We start from the raw sequence: 14844 nt of genomic DNA, 5'->3' as shown, positions 1-14844 counted from the left end.
GCTACTCCCGACAGGTCAGTGCTGACAATGGGAACAATAAGTAGTCGCCCGCCCGCCGATGCGCATTCCCTGCAAAGCTTTTCCGCAGCGGATACAGGCTTGTCCTTCTCGTCCGTATACCGCCAGAGATAGTCGAAAATAACCATTTCTGCCATCTGGTCGGGTAAAGTCTCGCAGAGTCGTTCCCCCCTGCTGAATAGCGGCTTCCAGCACGGAACGCACGGCTGCGGCCAGGAGCGTGTAGCGGGCCAGAGAGATGCGTCCGGCCGGACGACGCGGATCAATGCCTGCGGCAAAAAGGGCCTCATTGGCGTAAATATTTCCCACACCCACCACTTGATGCGCATCCATCAGAAAGGCTTTTACCGGAATCTGGCGCTGACGACTCTGAGCATGGAGATAGGCCCCGGAAAAATCCTCACCCAGAGGTTCCGGTCCAAGGCGGGCAATCAATGGGTGCGCATCCGCTTCTTTCAGCCAGCAAAGTACGCCAAAACGACGGGGATCATGGAAACGCAAACACGTATCCTGAGCAAAAAGCAGGTCCACATGATCATGTTTCTCCACCGGAGTGTCCTGCGGAAGCACCCGCAAGTGTCCACTCATCCCCAAATGAATCAGAATGCTGCCCCGTTGCAGATCCAGCAGCAGATATTTGCCGCGCCGTCTTATTTGCTCCAGTTTCTGACCGGCAACCTGCGCACTCAAATCCGCATTCACGGCCAGGCGCAAACGTGATTCGCGCACAATCGCGCCCTGCAGATTTTTTCCCAAAAGATGCGGACTGATTCCCAGACGGGTCACTTCCACTTCCGGTAACTCAGGCATGTTCAGGGCTCCTGGCGCTACTTACACGTTCTCTGCCTGCCAGATCACAATGCGTGTGTACCTGCTGAAAACCATGGTCATGCAGGAGTGTGCGCACCGCAGCAGCCTGCTCGCACCCATGCTCCAGCAAAATATGCCCCCCCGGATGCAAACGCGAACGGGCACCGAAAATAATATATTCCAGACATTCCAGACCCGTTGGACCAGCCACCAGCGCAGTCCCGGGCTCATGCCGCAAGTCCGGCAGATGGGGGTCATTACTGGCAAGATAAGGTGGGTTGGAAATAATTTGATCAAAACGCAGGGTTGGATCCAGGGGAGCATACCAATCACCCTGCAGCCACTGGATGTTTTTTACCCCGATTCGATCCCCATTCAGCTGGGCGACGGCCAAGGCTTCCGGGCTTTGCTCCACGGCAAAAACGCTGGCTTGCGGCCGTTCACGGGCCAGCACCAGGGCCAGTGCTCCAGACCCTGTGCCCAGATCAAGCAATTGCAGAGCATCACCAGCCTGATTCCCGGCCAGAGCCAGACTGACCAGTAATTCACTATCGGAACGAGGAATTAATACTGCAGCAGTGACTGCCAGATCCAGTCCATAAAAGGACCATTCACCCAGACAGTAAGCCAGAGGCACACCGCTGAGTCGCTGGTCCAGCAGTGTCTGTATTTGCGCTTTTTCAGCGGGAGCCAAAACCTTTTGAGGATTTACCAGAAGTTCCGTGGAACGGAGACCGAGACCATGTGTCATCAACCAGCGCGCTTCCTGGGCAGGCTGGTCACTGACTGCCGCCAACTGCGCACCCAGATGGCGCTGCCAATCCTGAAGACTAATCATCACCCAGATTTTGCAGCAAATCGGCCTGATATTCCTTGATCAGCGGCTCAATGACGGCATCCAGATCTCCCGCCAGAATAGCTTCCAGCCGGTACAGGGTCAGATTGATCCGATGATCCGTCAGGCGTCCTTGCGGAAAATTATAAGTACGAATGCGTTCGGAGCGATCACCAGAACCAATCAAAAGCCGCCGGGTTTGTGCAGCACTGCTCTGCTGTTTTTCCTGCTCCGTTTCCAGCAGTCGGGCCTGTAACAAGGCCATCGCTTTGGCACGATTTTTGTGCTGTGAGCGATCTTCCTGACAGGCTACCACCAGCCCCGAAGGAATATGGGTAATCCGGATGGCCGAATCAGTCTTGTTGATATGCTGACCACCGGCACCACTGGCTCGAAAGGTATCAATTCGCAGATCCGCCGGATTGATATTGATCTCACTGACCGTATCCACCTCCGGCAATACCGCCACCGTACAGGCGGAGGTATGGATACGCCCCTGGGCTTCAGTTTCCGGGACACGCTGAACCCGATGGCCGCCCGATTCAAACTTGAGTCGGGAATAGGCACCGCGCCCGCTGATTTCCAGCACGGCCTCCTTGTAGCCACCCCGCTCCGACTCCGATGCGGACAACAACAGCACTGCAAAACCCTGACTCTCGGCATAACGGGTATACATGCGCACCAGATCGCCGGCAAACAGAGCGGCTTCTTCTCCCCCGGTCCCCGCACGTACTTCCACGAATACATTGCGCTCATCGTTGGGATCTTTGGGCAACAAGCGCAAGCGCAAGGACTCTTCCAGTTCCTCCAGATCTTTATTTGCGCTCGCCAGCTCGTCATGGGCCATTTCCCGCAAATCGGGATCGCGCTCTTCAAGCAGCATTTTTTCCGCTTCGTCATGATCGCGTTGGCGCTGTTCGTGACGGCGCAACAAATCCAGTATGGGACTGATTTCACCCAACTCTCTGGAAAGACTCTGAAAGCGCTGGGTATCATTGACCAACTCAGGGCTGGTCAACATCTGGCTCAGTTCTTCAAAGCGAAAGGCCAACTGTTCCAGCTGGCCCTGCAAACGCGGACTGAGACTCATCCTTCAGCATCACTGAGATGAAAAAGAATGTCCAAAGCCGCAACCAGACTCTCATTGGTGGCTTCCTGGCAGGGCTGGCGCAAGGTCGCAATGGGATCATGCAGCACTTTATTGATCAGCGCCTTGGAAAAAGCATCCAGAACCGCGTGCGGATCCTGGCCCTGATCCAGATAATGCTGAAAACGCCGCACTTCGTCCTGACGCCGTTCTTCCACATGATCGCGCAGGCGGCGGATAGCCGGCACCACATCCAGACTTTCGCGCCACTGCTGGAATTGGCCCACTTCATCGGCAATGATCAACTCGGCGGCTGCAGCGGCTTCACGTCGCGCCCGCATTCCCGCCTGGGCAATATCATTCAGATCATCCAGCGTGTACAAATAACACTGCTCAATGCTTTCTACTTCAGGGGCAATATCCCGGGGTACGGCCAGATCCACCAGCATCAGGTCGCCACGTTCGCGCTGCGCCATGACGGCAGATACTGCCTCACGGCTGACAATGGGCTGGGTACTGGCCGTGCAGCTGACCACCACATCGGCGTCATGCAGAAGACTGGGGATCATTTCCAGGGCATGGGCATTTCCCGCAAACTTTGCGGCCAGTTGCTCACCACGTTCGGGGCTGCGATTGGCCACGGCAAATGTACTTACGCCGTGCTCCCGCAAATGGGTGGCCACCAGTTCTATGGTATCTCCAGCCCCAATCAGTAATACCGAGCGACCTTCCAGACCACCGAGCAACTGTTTGGCCAGACTGACCGCTGCGTAGGCCACACTCACCGGGGCAGAGCCAATGGCAGTTTCCGACCGCACCCGTTTGGCAACCCGAAACGTCCAGTGCAGCAGGCGATTCAAGACCGGACCGGCTGCACTGCTGTCAGCAGCTACCTGATAGGCATCTTTCACCTGTCCCAAAATCTGGGGTTCACCAATAATCATGGAATCGAGGCCGCAGGCTACCCGAAACAGATGACGGACCGCCTCTGCGTCGCTGGAGTAATAAATATGTCCATCCAGAGAACGGGGATCAATCTGATGAAAAGCACAGAGCCAGTTCTGCAAGGCCTGACGATTCGACCCATGACCGCCATGCACGTAAATTTCGGTGCGGTTGCAGGTAGATACAATCAGAGCTTCCTTGACGAGTCCCTGATCAAGCAGATCGCGATGCGCCACAGCCAGCGATTCTGGAGAAAAGGCGACCTTTTCCCGAACCGCAATCGGGGCAGTATGATGACTTAGACCAAAGCAGAAAATAGCAGCGACCGTCCCTGCAGAGCGACGATGGAGGGGCTGAATTGTCGCTGACCGCGCACAGGATTGCAAGCCGCAGCGCCAGCAGTTATTGTGCTTGCTGAATGATCAATCCGGAGCAGATGGTATGAGAAGCAAGCTGAGCGGCATGGTGGCAGGAATACTGCTCAGCCTCATCGCTGGAAATGCTGTGGCCGATACCAACCCTGCCGGGATGACCGGAGAACAATTGTATTACCTCCTGGTTGCCGAATTTGCGACCTTGCAGCAGGAGCCGAAGCTCGCCATACCGGCATGGGCAGAAGCGGCCAAACTGGCTCCCGAGGCAAATGTTTTAGAGCGCGCCACCCAGGCTACCGCCCGCTTCGGAGATTTTGATGACGCCCTGACCCTGGCCAGAAAATGGCGGAAACTGGCACCCGATAGCGCCAGGGCCGACCAGTTTGAGGCAGCACTGCTGCTGACCAAAGGTCATGAACAGCAAGCCATCAACCTGCTCCAGGCAACTCTGGCGCGCTTTCCTGATGATCCCAAAATCACCCTGCAACTCTCGGAATTACTGATTGCCCACGGCCAAAGTGGCGAAGCAAAGCGACTATTGACAGCGCTGGCCAGCAAAAATCCAAATTCTGCGAATGCTTACTATACCTTGGGTCGCATTGATCTGATCGAAAACAAGCCCGACCATGCCATCACATGGCTGGAAAAAGCGCTCAGCCTGCGACCTGACTGGCAGGAAGCTGCCATTCAACTGGCCGAGGCCCTGCAAGCCTCCCAAGGGCCGACCGCAGCCCTGCACAGTATTCAGTCTTTTACAGCCCATCATCCTGAAGCGACAAAAGCGCGCCAGTATCTGGCCGCGCTGTATTTGAAGATGGGAGGCACAACCCAGGCCTACCGGCTGTATCAGGGAATGGCGCAGCAGCATCCGGACAATCCCGAAATCGCCTTGTCCCTGGGGATCATGGATATTGAACGCCACAACTGGCAGGCGGCTGAAAGCAGTCTGCAGCACGCCCGCGATCTCGCCCCCCAATCTCCCGCACCCATATATTATCTGGGCCGGCTGTATGAGGCCCAGGGCCGCTGGGCAGAGTCTCTGCAGTGGTATCAACGCATTCACTCCGGCCCCCTGTATGCAGAAGTGGAGCTGCACAGTGCGCGCGCGGAGTATCAGCTGGGTGACCATAAAAAAGCCCTGACCCGCCTGCAAACTTTGGCGACTGCCCACCCCAAAGAGGCGCAGATTCCCCTTCTCCAGGCCGGTTTATTACAAAGCAGCGGCCACCTGCAGCAAGCCCTGCAAATACTTCAGCAAGCCCTCGCACGCCTTCCGGAAAATGCGGAACTCTGGTATGCCCAAGGTGCCGTCCAGGAACAACTCCATGATTTTCCAGCCATGGAGAAATCCATGCAGCAGGTCATTCAGCTCGCCCCTGATAATGCCCAGGCATACAATTTTCTGGGCTACAGCCTTGTGGAAAGGAATCAGAATCTCCCCGAAGCCAGCACCCTTTTACACAAAGCGATTGAACTTGAACCCGAAAATCCGGAAATTCTGGACAGTGTCGGCTGGCTCCATCATCGTCAGGGCGACAACCAGAAAGCTCTGGAATACCTGCAAAAAGCCCACCAGGCCCTTCCTGACGATCCCGAACTCAGCATGCATCTGGGACGTATCCTCTGGGCTCTGGGCAAACATCAGGAAGCCCGTCACGTCTGGCAACGGGCGCTGGATAAAAATCCCAATGACATCCCTCTCCGCCAGGAACTGACCCGCCAGCCATGAGACTTTCTTTCCCCACAACTTTAACTTTTGCGGCGTTGAACCGGCCTCTGCAACTCGGTACCGGGGCCATTCTCGCCTTGACGCTCTCGGCCTGCGCGACGATGACTCCTGTGCATCCCAACGCTTCCAACGTTCTCCCCACGGCGGAACGTAATCAGGTGATTTCCAGCCTGAAATACTGGCGTGCCAGTGGCGAAGCCGTCCTCAGCACACCCAAACAGAATGAAAACTTTGGCTTTCGCTGGAAACAGTCGCCCCGGCTGCAGGAACTTTCCATTTATGACCCTCTGGGCAGAACCGTGGCACGCATCACGGTAGATGCTTCCGGTGCTCATCTGGAAACCATCACCGGAGAACATCGGCAAGCTCGCAATCTGTCCACGCTACTGAGCATGGTCCTGCATGTCGAACTTCCTGCTGCGGAACTACCGGACTGGATGCTCGGCTTGCGCGGTAATACCAGTACCATCAGCAACAACGCTTCAGGATTGCCGAACATTCTCCGCAGTGGCCCCTGGCAGGTCCATTATTTGCAGTACACCCCCGTCGGCGGACTGACCATGCCCAAATTATTACAGGCAAATGGTCCGGATGGCATTGCCCTGCGGATGGCCATTACCCAGTGGCAAATGGGTCAAGCAGAATAAACATGCGTATGTCCTACCCTGCCCCGGCAAAACTGAACCTGATGCTTCGGGTCGTCGGACAACGGCCCGACGGCTACCATGAACTGCAGACCGTTTTTCAATTTATTGATTTTGCTGATCAGCTACAATTCAGTTCGCGACCCGCAGGTCAGTTTTCCCGAAGTGGCGGAGCCGCAACCGTCGCTGAGGCAGATGATCTTGCCATCCGTGCGGCGCGCCTGCTGATGGAAAGCGCAGGCATCCGGGAAGGCGTCCATATTCACATCGACAAGGTTCTGCCGCTGGGCGGCGGGATTGGCGGAGGCTCCTCGGATGCCGCCAGCACCCTGATCGTTCTCAACCGCCTCTGGCGAAGCGGCTTTACCCGTCAGGAGCTGATGGCACTCGGCACCCAACTGGGTGCGGATGTTCCGGTGTTCATTTTTGGACAGAGCGCCTGGGCAGAAGGGATCGGTGAACAGCTATCCGCCCTGAATGAGGTCCCCGAATCCCATTATGTACTCGTACATCCCGGCATTGCTGTCAGTACCCGGGAAATTTTTACCGCTCCAGAATTGACACGACAGCACCCGCCCAGCACAATAGGCGCGTTTCTCGGCGGGGTCATGGAAAACACCCTGCAAAGCACAGTATGTGCACGCTACCCGGAGGTCGAATCCGCTATCCAATGGCTGAAAAGTCATGGATTGCGCGATGTTCGTTTAACGGGTAGCGGTGCCTGTGTTTTCGGGGTTGCAGAAGATGCAAGTAGCGCCCGGATCATCGCTGGACAAGTACCTTTGCCATGGCGATCCTGGGCGGTCAAAGGATGTAATCGGCATCCTCTATTTGATCCTGCCGAGCAATGAGTTATTGGGGCGTAGCCAAGCGGTAAGGCACCGGATTTTGATTCCGGCATTCCCAGGTTCGATCCCTGGCGCCCCAGCCAATTGTCCTCGGACTGTTTTGCCACCTGCACAGAGAGAATGACATCACATGGCCCACGGCAATCTTATGGTGTTCAGTGGAAACGCCAATCCTGTTCTTGCTGCGCAAGTAGCCCGTTTTCTGCAAATTCCCCTGGGGCGAGCCGAGGTCAGCTCTTTCAGCGACGGCGAAGTGTTTGTCGAAATCCTCGAAAACGTCCGGGGGCGCGACGTATTTGTCCTCCAGCCCACCTGCGCACCGACCAATGATCATCTCATGGAATTACTGACCATGATTGACGCCCTGAAACGCGCCTCGGCCAACCGGATTACTGCCGCCATGCCTTATTTTGGTTATGCGCGCCAGGACCGGAAATCCCGCTCGCGCACGGCCATTACGGCCAAGCTGGTGGCGGACCTCATCACCAGCGCCGGGGCCAATCGGGTTTTGACCATGGATCTGCATGCAGATCAAATTCAGGGGTTTTTTGATGTTCCTGTGGATAATATTTACGCCTCCCCCATTTTACTGGGTGACATCTGGCGGAAAAGCTACCCGGAACTCATTGTCGTTTCTCCTGACGTAGGGGGTGTAGTTCGTGCCCGCGCCATTGCCAAACGGCTGGAAGTGGATCTGGCCATCATCGATAAACGCCGTCCCCGCCCCAATGAATCCGTGGTCATGAACATTATTGGTGACGTCGAAGGACGCACCTGCGTATTGGTAGATGATATGGTAGATACCGCTAATACCCTTTGTGAGGCTGCTCATGCCCTCAAAGCCCAAGGGGCAGTCAAGGTCTGCGCCTATTGTACTCACCCGGTCCTCTCCGGACCGGCCATGGAACGGATAGCGCGCTCCGAACTGGATGAACTGGTGGTTACGGATACCATTCCGCTCCGTAAAGAAGCGCAGGAAAGCCCGAAAATTCGCGTACTGTCGGTCGCCGAACTCATGGCCGAAACCATTCGTCGCATTGCTGAAGAAGACTCTGTCAGCTCATTATTCATGGACTAAGGATTAACTCCTGCCTGTCGCCGCCTTGCGGCCAAACTTTGCCCGTTGTATCATGCGCTCTCTCCAATATGGTGGCTGTAGCTCAGTCGGTAGAGTCCCGGATTGTGATTCCGGTTGTCGCGGGTTCGAGCCCCGTCAGCCACCCCATATAATACAATCACTTAGCGATGTTTGCTAAGTGATTTTTTGCGTCTTATTTTTTTATCAAGGCTTGCAGATAGCAAGGAATATCCTTACCATAAGTCGTCTCAGAACCCGCAGGCATGAGCGCCATGATTACCAGCAAATTGACCAGCAAAGCCCAAACTACCATTCCGCAGCCGGTGCGTGTTGCATTGCGTCTTCGTGAGGGGGATGCGATCGCCTACCGCATTGAGGATGGCAGGGTCATTCTGAGTAAAGCGACTCAAGAAGCTGAGGAAGACCCCTTCGTGCTATTTTCCGAATGGGACAGTGAAGCAGATCGACGGGCCTATGGGCAGTTGTGAAGTTTGGGATGTCGTAAGGCTACCGTTCCCCTATACCAACCGACCTGTTCATCAGTACCGCCCCGCTCTGGTCCTTGCAATCAACAACGGTACAGGGTCTCCACGTCTGCTGTGGGTGCTCATGATCACCAGCGCGGAAAACAGGGGGTGGCCCGGAGATGTTGAGATTGCCGATCTCGCAGGTGTCGGCCTGCCAGCGGCGTCGGTGGTGCGCACAGCAAAAATCGCCACTGTAGAGATGGACATGGCGGAACGCATAGGCCGTCTGGCCATGCCGGATCGCCGGCGTGTCATTGATGCAGTCCGGGACCGCCTTGTCGTGGCGGGGATTTGTAATGACTAAGGGTGCTGGACCTGTGATGAACGATGAAGGGGATGGTGGTGGAAAATAATATCCTGATACTCACCATCAACGACTGCCCCGGTATGCGGGTGGTTCGGGTCCTTGGGCCGGTCTATGGTACGGGTGTCCGGTCCCGCAATATCGTTGGTAATCTTCTGGGCGGTATCCGTGCCGTTTTTGGCGGAAAACAGTCTGGCTACTTAAAAATGATTGCCCAGACCCGCGATGATGCTCTGGAACAACTGGCGGAACATGCCCGATCTCTTGGGGCCAATGCCGTTCTGGGGATGCGTTTCGATTCTGGTGAGTTTGACGCCGGACAGGGGCAGGCCATGAATGAGGTCACGGCCTATGGAACAGCGGTGGTGGTGGAAGCAGTTTAATGCCGGTGGAATTATCCCCTATTGTGCCGCTACTGGCAGGACTGGATGCCAAACAGCAAGAAACTTCTTTGAGTGTGGGGGCTTCTGTGAAAAGGCAGCAGCAAACCGGCCACTGGACCGGCGACCATGTCGTGTTCAATGTGAACCGCCAGCAGATTTTTACACTGCCCGCCTGCGAGATAAATTCCAGGACCGCAAAAAGTATGGGTATCCCCAAGATACTATCCACACACCATCCTGAAGTCTGCGCCATGCTGTATGAGGACCAGCACGGTGCCGTCTGGTGTATCCGCCTGAACGGACCGGGTTTGCCGGTCTTTCAGGATGACTGGTTCCAAAGTTATGCCAAGATTGCCGTGCTGGTATAACGGGCTTTGGTTATGCCGCCAACCCCTCAGCCTGTTCAATAACCGTATTCACCGCCCCTTCCTGCATATCGGGCGGATAACCATGTTTTCGTAAAACCCGTTTCACCATGCGCCGCAGATGCGCTCGTGCCTGCTCGCGGATGGACCAGTCGATGCGGGTGTTCTGGCGCACGGTATCGGCTACTTCCTTGGCAATCATTTTCAGGGCTTCGTCGCCCATGGCCTGCACGGCGGAATCGTTGGTCGCCAGTGCGTCGTAAAAGGCGGCTTCGTCCTTGCTGAGGCCCAGTGCCGCATGGCGCTGATCCAGCGCTTGCAAGGCTTTGGCGAGTTCGATGAGTTCCTGCATGACCTCAACGGTATCCACCGAACGGTTGTGATATTTATGCAGGGCTTCTTCCAACTTTTCCGAGAAGGCTTTGCTTTGTACCAGATTGCCTTTGCCTTCCTTGCGCACCTTGTCCTGTAAGAGTCTTCTGAGCATTTCCAGCGCCAGATTCTTTTCGGGCATAGCCTCAATCTGGTGGATGAACTCATCGGACAGCAGGGATATTTCGCTTCTGGGGATACCAGCTACCGCATACAGGTCCACCACCCCTTCGGGGGCAATGGACTGGTCAATGAGTTGGCGAATGGCGTATTCCTGTTCTTCAATGATGGTTTCTGCTTCTCTGGACTTATCCAGTGTGGCACGAACACTCAGGAAGAAAACGATTTCCGTCCGGCAGCGTTCAACCGTGTCATCCCCTGCGGCCAGTGTCGCCGCTTTTTTAAGGCCCGATGTGGCATTACGAAAACGACGCTTGAGGCCCTCTTCGGTCAGTTCCTGCGCCAGAATGAACTCAAGTGCCTTACGCAAGGTAGCGACCTGTTCTGACCCGTCGCCGGTCAGATAATCCTGATAGTCCAACCCATGGAAAATACTGCGGCAAATATCCAGCTTTTCCAGCATGACCTTGATGGCGGCCTGCACGGTTTCTGCCGGATTACCCTTGCCACCGGAACGGGTATAGGTGGCGATAGCGTTTTTCAGGTCTTGGGCAATGCCGATGTAATCCACCACCAGCCCACCGGACTTGTTGGTGAACACTCGATTGACGCGGGCAATGGCCTGCATGAGGGTGTGCCCGCGCATGGGTTTGTCCACATAGAGGGTATTGAGCGCCGGGGCATCAAAGCCCGTTAGCCACATATCGCGGACAATGACGATTTCCAAGGGGTCTTCGGGGTCTTTGAGGCGATCAGCAATATCTTCATTGCCTGCTTTGCTGCGGATATGCGGCTTCCATTCGATGGGGTCGCTGGCGGAACCGGTCATGACCACCTTGATGCGACCTTGTGCATCATCGGTACTGTGCCAGTCGGGGTGTATCTGAGTGATGGCGTTATACAGGTCCACGGCAATGCGGCGGCTCATCGCCACAATCATGGCCTTGCCGGACAGGATACTTTTGCGCTTTTCCCAGTGGTCCAGCAAATCAGCGGCAATCTGTTCCATGCGTTTCGGCGCACCCACCAAGGCTTCCAGTTGCGCCCAGCGGGTTTTGAGGCGTTCGCGGTTTTCCTGTTCGTCGTCTTCGGTGATTTCCTCGAAGGTTTCGTCGATGATGGGGCGCTGGTCTTCGGGCAGATTGAGGCGCACCAGACGGCTTTCGTAATAAATGGGGACGGTAGCCCCATCTTCTACGGCTCTTTGAATGTCATAGATGTCGATGTAATCCCCGAAGACTACCCGCGTATCCCGGTCATTCAATTCCAGCGGGGTACCCGTAAAGGCCACAAAGGTAGCATTGGGTAAGGCGGCGCGTAGATTGGCGGCGTATCCATCGAGAATCTCGTATTGGCTGCGCTGGGCTTCGTCCACCATGACGATGATGTTCTTGCGCTCGGATAATACCGGATGCTTGCCCAATGGCGCGTTGCGGTCTTTCTGGAATTTCTGGATGGTGCTGAACAGGACACCACCGGATGCCCTTTGCAGCAGTTCCCGCAAATCACTGACGCTATCCGCCTGTTGCGGGTCTTGCCGCAAAAGTGTTTTGCTTGCTGCAAAGGTGTCGAACAACTGGCCGTCCAGATCGTTGCGGTCGGTGAGCATGAGGATCGTGGGGTTTTCCAGGGCGGGATGTTGGATGAGCATCCCCGCAAAAAAGAGCATGGTGAGGCTTTTGCCGGACCCTTGGGTATGCCAGACCACCCCACCCCGGCGGTCGCCCCCGATGCCTGTCGCCGCCAAGGTGGTCAGCAGGGCTTTCTGTGCGGCATGGAACTGATGGTAAGCGGCCATCTTTTTGATGATTTTATGGCTGTCGTCGCTCAGGACGATGAAATAGCGGATCAGGTCCAGAAAGCGCTTCGGTTCAAAAACCCCGTGAATCAGGAAACGTAAAGGATCATCCCCGCTTTGCATGAGTTCCTGCCCGTCGATGGTTTTCCGCGGCAGGAAGCGTTCATAAGGGGCACCCAGACAGCCCACGGCGGCTTTGAGGCCATCACTGATAACCAGCACGGCGTTGTAGGCCATGAGGTTGGGGATATCGGCCTGATAGGTCTGTAGCTGATTCCAGGCCTTGCGGATAGTGGCGTTGGCGTCTGCCATGTTTTTGAGTTCAAAGAGACCCAGCGGCAGACCATTGATAAAGACCACCAGGTCAGCCCGGCGATTGACCCGGTCATGGATGACGGTGTACTGGTTCACGACCAGAAAATCGTTCTGTTCGGGATGGTCGTAATCCATCAAGCGGACAATGCTGCCGCGTTCTTCGCCATCTACCATAAAGGCCACCCGCACCCCTTCCACGAGCATCTGCTGGAAAAGGCTGTTCTCGGTCATGAGTCCACCCACGGCGATGGCCTGCACATGGCGCAGGGCTTCTTCGCGGATGTCTTTGGGGGCTTCGGGATTCAGGCGATGAATGGACTGTTGCAGGCGTTCCAGTAACAGGGGGCTTTGATAGTCCTGCCGTTCGGGATGGTCGCTGTCGGGGCTGATATCGGGGCCAAAGGCGTAGGTGTAGCCCAGTTCTTTGAACAGGGCGATGGCGTGGTGTTCGATGGTGGATTCGTTGAGGGGGGTCATATTTTCTTGGGCCGGAACTCAATGTTTACGGCTTTGGGGTCCATGCAAAAGACTTCTTTCATGATGCCCAACTTGTCTATTTCAGCCGGTTTTTTGCTGAGCATGTATTCCCAATGTTCCCGCAATACCATGAACCGGACGGGTGATTTGTTCTTCAGGGCGTAAGTAAAGGCAGATAAGATTAAAAAACCTGTTTCATCAAAACCGAGTGGTATATCTGCAAGCTCTGGGGGGATATCATCCACGGTGGAAAATCCTTCCAATGGTTTGCCGATAAATTGATGGTTCCGTTGAACAGAGGCGACACCACGTTCCGTGGTGGTGAAATCAAAAAGGGGGATGCTAGCAGCTTGTCGGACTTTCCCTTTGCGTCGAATTATCATATAATTACTTATAATTCAATGTGATGAGTGATTTCATGGCCCACTTCCTCGATGCTGACCGCAAGACCGATTATCTTCTGCCCCCCTCCATGGACGACTGGCTTCCGGAAGGGCACCTGGCGCGATTTATCGTGGAAGTCATTGATCAGCTCGATCTCTCGCTGCTGGTCCAACAATATGCGGGTCGTGGCCATAAGGCCTATCACCCGGCCACCCTCCTGGCGATTCTGGTCTACGGCTATGCCAACGGGGTCTTTTCCAGCCGTAAACTGGAACAAGCCACCTATGATTCCGTGGCTTTCCGTTACCTCGCGGCCGGTAGCCATCCGGATCACGATACCCTGGCCACCTTCCGTCGCCGTTTTCTGGGCGAACTGCAAGGATTGTTCGTGCAGGTATTGGAACTGGCGCAGGAGATGAAACTGCTGAAGATCGGCCGGGTGTGTCTGGATGGCACCAAGATCCACGCCAATGCTTCCAAACATCAAGCCCTGTCCCATGGGCATATCGAACAGATGGAGCGTCATCTCCAGGCCGAAGTACAGGAACTCTTTGCACTGGCAGAACAGGCGGATCAGTCCGGGATTCCCGAGGGCGTGAATCTGCCCGAAGAGATCCAGCGCCGAGAAGACCGGCTGGCCGTGATGGCAATAGCCAAGGCGAAGATTGCCGAGCGGGCACAGGTCCGTTATGCCAAAGAGAAAGCGCAGTACGACACGCAAATGGCACGCCGTGCGGAACAAGAAGCCCTGGGACAAAAGCCCCGAGGCAAAGCCCCCCAGGCACCGGACCCGGCGCCTAAAGCGCAGGACCAGATCAATCTCACCGATGAAGAATCCCGCATCATGCCGGTCTCAGGCGGTGGCTTTGAACAAACCTATAATGCCCAGGCCGCCGTGGATGACCAGACAATGCTGGTGGTAGCCACCGGAGTCAGTCAGGCCCCCAATGACAAGGAACAGGTCATCCCCATGTTGGAAACCCTCCAGGCACAAACAGCGCAACTGGGGCCCATAGAAGCGCTGGTGTCCGATACGGGTTACTGCAGCGAAAAGAATGTGGAGGCCTGCGAAGCGCTGGGGATTACCCCATTCATTGCCGTGGCCCGAGAAGAACACCATCCCGACTGGCGGCAACGGCATACAGAACCGGAAGACCTCCCTGAAAATGCAACCCGCATGCAGGCGATGATACATCGTCTGAAAACGCAGGCAGGCCGAAGCGTTTACCGTCTGCGCAAACAAACGGTAGAACCGGTCTTCGGGATTATCAAATCCGTGATGGGATTCCGGCAGTTCTCCTTGCGCGGCCTGCGTCAGGTTCAAGGAGAATGGAGTCTGGTCTGCCTGGCGTGGAACATAAAACGCATGGCCGTATTGCGTCTGTAGGGCAGGAAAATGCAGATAAACCGCAAAAAACAGGGCAATAATGA

At 55.6% G+C, this 14844-nt stretch carries 15 protein-coding genes and 2 tRNA genes; 11 read left to right on the top strand and 6 right to left on the bottom strand.

The window, feature by feature from the left end; genetic code table 11:
- Positions 1-15 precede the first annotated feature (15 nt).
- From mutM to hemA, 4 genes are read right to left on the bottom strand one after another with little or no spacing between them, the layout of a single operon-like run.
- A complete protein-coding gene (gene mutM / locus H7F11_RS06480; RefSeq protein ID WP_193651514.1) occupies positions 16-828 on the bottom strand; it encodes a bifunctional DNA-formamidopyrimidine glycosylase/DNA-(apurinic or apyrimidinic site) lyase in 813 nt (270 codons plus the stop codon).
- The gene (gene prmC, locus H7F11_RS06475) at positions 821-1666 is read right to left on the bottom strand and encodes a peptide chain release factor N(5)-glutamine methyltransferase (RefSeq protein WP_193651542.1); all 846 of its coding nucleotides are present in this window, start codon (positions 1664-1666) and stop codon (positions 821-823) included. The genes mutM and prmC overlap by 8 nt, the downstream gene beginning before the upstream one ends.
- Complete coding sequence (prfA, locus tag H7F11_RS06470; RefSeq protein ID WP_227485323.1) at positions 1659-2735, bottom strand: peptide chain release factor 1; 1077 nt, start codon at positions 2733-2735, stop codon at positions 1659-1661. The genes prmC and prfA overlap by 8 nt, the downstream gene beginning before the upstream one ends.
- A gap of 14 nt (positions 2736-2749) precedes the next feature.
- Positions 2750-4081 (bottom strand): glutamyl-tRNA reductase, encoded by a 1332-nt coding sequence (gene hemA / locus H7F11_RS06465; RefSeq protein WP_193651512.1) that lies wholly within the window; start codon positions 4079-4081, stop codon positions 2750-2752.
- Between the two features lie 55 nt (positions 4082-4136).
- Between hemA and H7F11_RS06460 the strand changes: the two genes are divergently transcribed.
- The 10 genes from H7F11_RS06460 (at position 4137) to H7F11_RS06415 (ending at position 9950) form a co-directional block, all read left to right on the top strand.
- Entirely contained in the window at positions 4137-5798 is a 1662-nt protein-coding gene (locus H7F11_RS06460) for a tetratricopeptide repeat protein (protein WP_193651511.1), read from the top strand.
- A complete protein-coding gene (gene lolB / locus H7F11_RS06455; protein ID WP_193651510.1) occupies positions 5795-6445 on the top strand; it encodes a lipoprotein insertase outer membrane protein LolB in 651 nt (216 codons plus the stop codon). The genes H7F11_RS06460 and lolB overlap by 4 nt, the downstream gene beginning before the upstream one ends.
- 2 nt (positions 6446-6447) lie before the next feature.
- Positions 6448-7293 (top strand): 4-(cytidine 5'-diphospho)-2-C-methyl-D-erythritol kinase, encoded by an 846-nt coding sequence (gene ispE / locus H7F11_RS06450; protein ID WP_193651509.1) that lies wholly within the window; start codon positions 6448-6450, stop codon positions 7291-7293.
- Between the two features lie 5 nt (positions 7294-7298).
- Positions 7299-7373: transfer RNA gene (locus H7F11_RS06445), tRNA-Gln, on the top strand.
- Between the two features lie 47 nt (positions 7374-7420).
- Entirely contained in the window at positions 7421-8368 is a 948-nt protein-coding gene (locus H7F11_RS06440; protein WP_193651508.1) for a ribose-phosphate pyrophosphokinase, read from the top strand.
- 71 nt (positions 8369-8439) lie between these two features.
- A tRNA-His gene (locus H7F11_RS06435) sits at positions 8440-8515 on the top strand.
- Positions 8516-8640: 125 nt separating this feature from the next.
- Positions 8641-8856, top strand: coding sequence for a type II toxin-antitoxin system PrlF family antitoxin (locus H7F11_RS06430; RefSeq protein WP_193651541.1), 216 nt, complete (start codon positions 8641-8643; stop codon positions 8854-8856).
- A complete protein-coding gene (locus H7F11_RS06425) occupies positions 8843-9199 on the top strand; it encodes a type II toxin-antitoxin system PemK/MazF family toxin (protein ID WP_193651507.1) in 357 nt (118 codons plus the stop codon). The genes H7F11_RS06430 and H7F11_RS06425 overlap by 14 nt, the downstream gene beginning before the upstream one ends.
- A 38-nt stretch (positions 9200-9237) precedes the next feature.
- On the top strand, positions 9238-9582 hold the full coding sequence (locus H7F11_RS06420) for a YbjQ family protein (RefSeq protein WP_319803378.1): 345 nt from the start codon (positions 9238-9240) through the stop codon (positions 9580-9582).
- Positions 9582-9950 carry a hypothetical protein gene (locus tag H7F11_RS06415; RefSeq protein WP_193651505.1) on the top strand — a complete coding sequence of 123 codons (369 nt, stop codon included), beginning with the start codon at positions 9582-9584 and terminating at the stop codon, positions 9948-9950. Before H7F11_RS06420 ends, H7F11_RS06415 begins: the two co-directional genes overlap by 1 nt.
- A 10-nt stretch (positions 9951-9960) precedes the next feature.
- Here H7F11_RS06415 and H7F11_RS06410 read toward each other — a convergent pair whose 3' ends face one another.
- On the bottom strand, positions 9961-13029 hold the full coding sequence (locus H7F11_RS06410; protein WP_193651504.1) for a type I restriction endonuclease subunit R: 3069 nt from the start codon (positions 13027-13029) through the stop codon (positions 9961-9963).
- Positions 13026-13412, bottom strand: coding sequence for a hypothetical protein (locus H7F11_RS06405; protein WP_193651503.1), 387 nt, complete (start codon positions 13410-13412; stop codon positions 13026-13028). Before H7F11_RS06405 ends, H7F11_RS06410 begins: the two co-directional genes overlap by 4 nt.
- Before the next feature lie 35 nt (positions 13413-13447).
- On the opposite strand from H7F11_RS06405, the gene H7F11_RS06400 reads away from it, so the two are divergent.
- Entirely contained in the window at positions 13448-14800 is a 1353-nt protein-coding gene (locus tag H7F11_RS06400) for an IS1182 family transposase (protein ID WP_193658082.1), read from the top strand.
- Positions 14801-14844 lie beyond the last annotated feature (44 nt).

Origin of the sequence: Acidithiobacillus sp. HP-2 (assembly GCF_015100155.1) — a bacterium.
Taxonomy (GTDB): Bacteria; Pseudomonadota; Gammaproteobacteria; order Acidithiobacillales; family Acidithiobacillaceae; genus Acidithiobacillus.
This window is presented reverse-complemented; position numbering and strand designations above follow the sequence as displayed.

Bases quoted from the DNA above. Each gene is read 5' to 3' on its own strand.
- H7F11_RS06405 (WP_193651503.1), bottom strand. From the start codon at position 13,412: ATGATAATTCGACGCAAAGGGAAAGTCCGACAAGCTGCTAGCATCCCC.
- ispE (WP_193651509.1), top strand. From the start codon at position 6,448: ATGCGTATGTCCTACCCTGCCCCGGCAAAACTGAACCTGATGCTTCGG.
- mutM (WP_193651514.1), bottom strand. From the start codon at position 828: ATGCCTGAGTTACCGGAAGTGGAAGTGACCCGTCTGGGAATCAGTCCG.
- lolB (WP_193651510.1), top strand. From the start codon at position 5,795: ATGAGACTTTCTTTCCCCACAACTTTAACTTTTGCGGCGTTGAACCGG.
- H7F11_RS06430 (WP_193651541.1), top strand. From the start codon at position 8,641: ATGATTACCAGCAAATTGACCAGCAAAGCCCAAACTACCATTCCGCAG.
- prmC (WP_193651542.1), bottom strand. From the start codon at position 1,666: ATGATTAGTCTTCAGGATTGGCAGCGCCATCTGGGTGCGCAGTTGGCG.
- H7F11_RS06410 (WP_193651504.1), bottom strand. From the start codon at position 13,029: ATGACCCCCCTCAACGAATCCACCATCGAACACCACGCCATCGCCCTG.
- H7F11_RS06460 (WP_193651511.1), top strand. From the start codon at position 4,137: ATGAGAAGCAAGCTGAGCGGCATGGTGGCAGGAATACTGCTCAGCCTC.
- H7F11_RS06440 (WP_193651508.1), top strand. From the start codon at position 7,421: ATGGCCCACGGCAATCTTATGGTGTTCAGTGGAAACGCCAATCCTGTT.
- H7F11_RS06400 (WP_193658082.1), top strand. From the start codon at position 13,448: ATGGCCCACTTCCTCGATGCTGACCGCAAGACCGATTATCTTCTGCCC.
- H7F11_RS06415 (WP_193651505.1), top strand. From the start codon at position 9,582: ATGCCGGTGGAATTATCCCCTATTGTGCCGCTACTGGCAGGACTGGAT.
- H7F11_RS06425 (WP_193651507.1), top strand. From the start codon at position 8,843: ATGGGCAGTTGTGAAGTTTGGGATGTCGTAAGGCTACCGTTCCCCTAT.